The sequence below is a fragment of the uncultured Bifidobacterium sp. genome (genome assembly GCF_949292005.1).
Taxonomy (GTDB): domain Bacteria; phylum Actinomycetota; class Actinomycetes; order Actinomycetales; family Bifidobacteriaceae; genus Bifidobacterium.
The window spans coordinates 1-3648 of record NZ_CASEXV010000053.1 but is presented as its reverse complement, the minus strand read 5'-3'; the positions used below and the strand labels follow the sequence as shown (position 1 = coordinate 3648).

3 protein-coding genes are annotated in these 3648 nt (G+C 58.1%); all 3 read right to left on the bottom strand.

Annotated elements, in window-relative coordinates:
• Nucleotides 1-338, bottom strand: a 338-nt coding sequence (locus tag Q1X90_RS03770) for an MscL family protein (RefSeq protein WP_300766686.1), incomplete at its 3' end; no start/stop codon positions are given.
• 72 nt (nucleotides 339-410) lie between these two features.
• Entirely contained in the window at nucleotides 411-959 is a 549-nt protein-coding gene (locus tag Q1X90_RS03765) for a DUF3566 domain-containing protein (protein WP_300766684.1), read from the bottom strand.
• 71 nt (nucleotides 960-1030) lie between these two features.
• Nucleotides 1031-3648: DNA gyrase subunit A (gene gyrA, locus Q1X90_RS03760; protein ID WP_300766682.1), on the bottom strand; the 2618-nt coding region annotated here is incomplete at its 5' end.

Here is a 3648-nt window from a genome sequence, read left to right as displayed (position 1 = left end):
TCCTCGGACGCGGCGACACCACGCTTGGCCAACATTGCGGCGGACATGTCACGAAACTTGTTGATCGGCACAAGAATGCAGAAATAGACCGCGACGGCGATCAACAGGAAGTTGAGCACCGCACTGAGAATGGCACCGAACGAAATTGTCGCGTTGTTGAAAGTGAAGGCCAGAAGTCCATCCATATTGGGTTTGCCGAAGATCATGGCGATCAGAGGATTGATGAAATTATTCACAATCGACGTCACCACGGCAGTGACCGCGGTGCCCATCACGACACCAACCGCCATGTCAATCATGCTGCCGCGCGAAATGAACTTCTTGAAACCGTCAATCATCGTATCCTCCTCTGGTGTGGGAAACCATCCTCTCCAAGGATACGTGTCCCGGGCGAAAACCCGGGGAAGGAATCAATCGTCGCCAAGCACCACGTGGACTCCACCCACCAGAGCGGCGACCACGTTGTAGAGCAAAGCGCCGATCGCCGCGAGAATGGTGAAGAGGACGACTTCCATAACGGAGAATATCGTGACGGCACTGAGTATGGTGCTCATGGAGAACACGTCCGACAGATTGAACGAACTGGTATCCAATCCCGTCGAGGAGACGATCTGGTCAATCTGCGAAAACAGCCCCATGGCGTTGAGAACCAGCCACACCACCGCCACCGCAACGATCTGAATGATTCCACCGGCGACGGAGAGAAGGAACGTGACACGCGCCATCGACCATATATCGACCTTGGTCAAGGAAAGGCTCATGCGCCGGGCACGTGGTGCTCCACGCCGGGCACGACGGGGAGCGACGGTCGGCGTGGACCGCGGAGATTGACGGGATTGGGTCGGAAACACCTGATGATCCACAGACGATCTGATGGATCGGCCATTTGAGGCAGCATGCTCACCACTCATCGACGACCGGACCGCCTCAGGCATATCATCTTCGTCATATGCGCTCATCCTGCTTCCTTACCCTGTCTCGTCGTCCACCACATAGACACCACACAGAGGGTATCAGTTGAAACAGACGATTACTCCTGCCCGTCTGAAGTCTCCACGATACCCCCGTCGACCCCATTGGTGGAATCCGTCGCCGCGTCACTATCAACCTTCGAAGAATCAGTGGAAACCGAATCATCGGGGTCATCCTCGTCATCCGTCTCCTCGTTGCGGGCAATGGAAATGATAAGGTCACCGGCATCAGGCTTGGCCAAGGTGACTCCCTGGGTGGCGCGTCCCGTCTGCTTGATCTCATTGACGGCGGAGCGTATCACCTTGCCGGATCTCATGATCGCAAGAATCTGGTCGTCGTCGCCCACGATAACGGCACCGACCAGAGTTCCACGGCCTTCGGCAAGCTGCAGGGCCTTGACGCCAAAACCGTTGCGGCCCTGAAGTCGGTATTCCCCCACGGCCGTGCGCTTGGCGAATCCCTCATCGGTGACGACCAGAAGATCACGATCACTGTCGGCTGACACCACATCCATCGTCAGCAGGCTGTCGCCCTCACGGAAACGCATACCCTGCACACCGGCGGTCTGCCGTCCCATTGGCCGAAGCTGACTGTCATCGGCACGGAATTTCAGACTCATGCCATTACGTGAGACCAGCATGATGTCGTCATCCGAATCGCACAACGCGGCACCTACCAACTCATCGGGTTCGCCATTCTCTCCGACGGTGAGCCGGACCGCGATCAGACCTCCCTGACGCGGCGAATCATACTCCGCAAGACGGGTCTTCTTGACCTTTCCGGTCTTGGTGGCCAGCACCAGATAGTCAGCGGCATTGTAGTCGGCTATCGACAGAACCGTCTGAATGGACTCGTCGGGAGCGAACTGCAGAAGGTTGGCGACATGCTGCCCCTTGGAATCACGCGATCCCTCCGGAAGCTCATAGGCCTTGAGGCGGTAGACCCGTCCCGTGTTCGTGAAGAACAGAAGCCAGTTGTGCGTGGACGTGAGGAAGAAATGATCCACGATGTCGTCATCGCGAAGCTTTGTTCCACGGATCCCCTTGCCGCCACGATGCTGCGACCGGTATTCGTCCGCCTTGGTGCGCTTGACATAACCGGAGCGCGTCACCGTGACGACGACATTCTCCTCAGCAATGAGGTCCTCATCACTCATCTCGCCGGAGAACGGAAGGATGCGGGTGCGACGATCATCACCATATTTACCGACGATCTCATCGAGCTCATCTCCAACGATCGTGCGCTGGCGCTCCGGGCTGGCAAGAATCGACTCGTAGTCAGCGATCTTCACCATGAGATCCTCATGCTCGTCCATGATCTTCTGACGTTCCAGCGCCGCCAGCCGCCGCAGCTGCATGGCCAGAATCGCGTCGGCCTGGACGGTGTCCACGTCCAGAAGATCCATCAATCCGGTACGCGCCGTCTCAACGTCACGCGACCGTCTGATCAGGGCGATGACCTCATCAATCATGTCCAGGGCCTTGAGATAGCCCTGAAGGATATGATCGCGTTCCTCCGCCTCGCGCTTGAGATACCGAGTCCGCCTGTCGATGACCTCAAGCTGGTGGGATACCCAGTGACGGATGAAGGCATCAAGACTCAACGTGCGCGGAACGCCGTCCACAAGAGCCAGCATGTTCGCGCCGAAGGTCTGCTGAAGCTGGGAGTGCTTGTACAGGTTGTTGAGAACGACCTTCGGAACAGCGTCCCTTTTGAGAACAAGCACCAGTCGCTGACCCGTGCGTCCCGAGGTCTCATCGCGCATATCCGCGATGCCCTGGATCTTCCCATCACGGACAGCCTCACGGATGGACGCGGCGAGCCGGTCGGGATTGACCTGATAGGGAAGCTCGGTGACCACAAGGCACATGCGGCCGTGGATTTCCTCGGTGTTGACGACGGCCCGCATGGTGATGAGACCGCGACCCGTGCGATAGGCCTTTTCAATGCCGCGATGTCCAAGAATGGTGGCCCCGGTCGGAAAATCCGGACCCTTGATCCGGGCGATCAAGGCGTCAAGAAGCTCCTCCCGCGTCGCATCGGGATGATCCAGGGCCCAATGGACTCCATCAGCGACTTCCCGCATGTTGTGCGGAGGGATGTTGGTGGCCATACCGACGGCGATTCCCGCCGACCCATTGACAAGAAGATTCGGGAACCGTGCCGGAAGAACGGTGGGCTCCTGCGTTTTGCCATCGTAGTTGGGAACGAAATCGACCGTGTCCTTGTCGATGTCCCGAACCATCTCCATCGCCAGAGGTGCCATACGACATTCCGTGTACCTCATGGCCGCAGCGGGATCATCCCCGGGCGAGCCGAAATTACCCTGCCCGTCAACGAGCAGATACCGCATCGACCAGGATTGCGCCATACGCACCAAGGTGTCGTAAATGGCCGAATCGCCGTGGGGATGGTATTTGCCCATCACATCACCGACCACACGCGAGCACTTGTTGTATCCGCGATCGGGACGATACCCACCGTCGTACATGGCGTAGATCACGCGGCGGTGCACAGGCTTCATGCCATCGCGAACATCGGGAAGGGCACGCTCCACAATCACGGACAAAGCATAAGCCAGATAGGATTCGCGCATCTCCTGCTGCAGATCCATGTTTTTGACCCGCTCGCCCTTCATCAGGCCGTAATCCGTGCTGTCGGACTCCTGAGGACTCT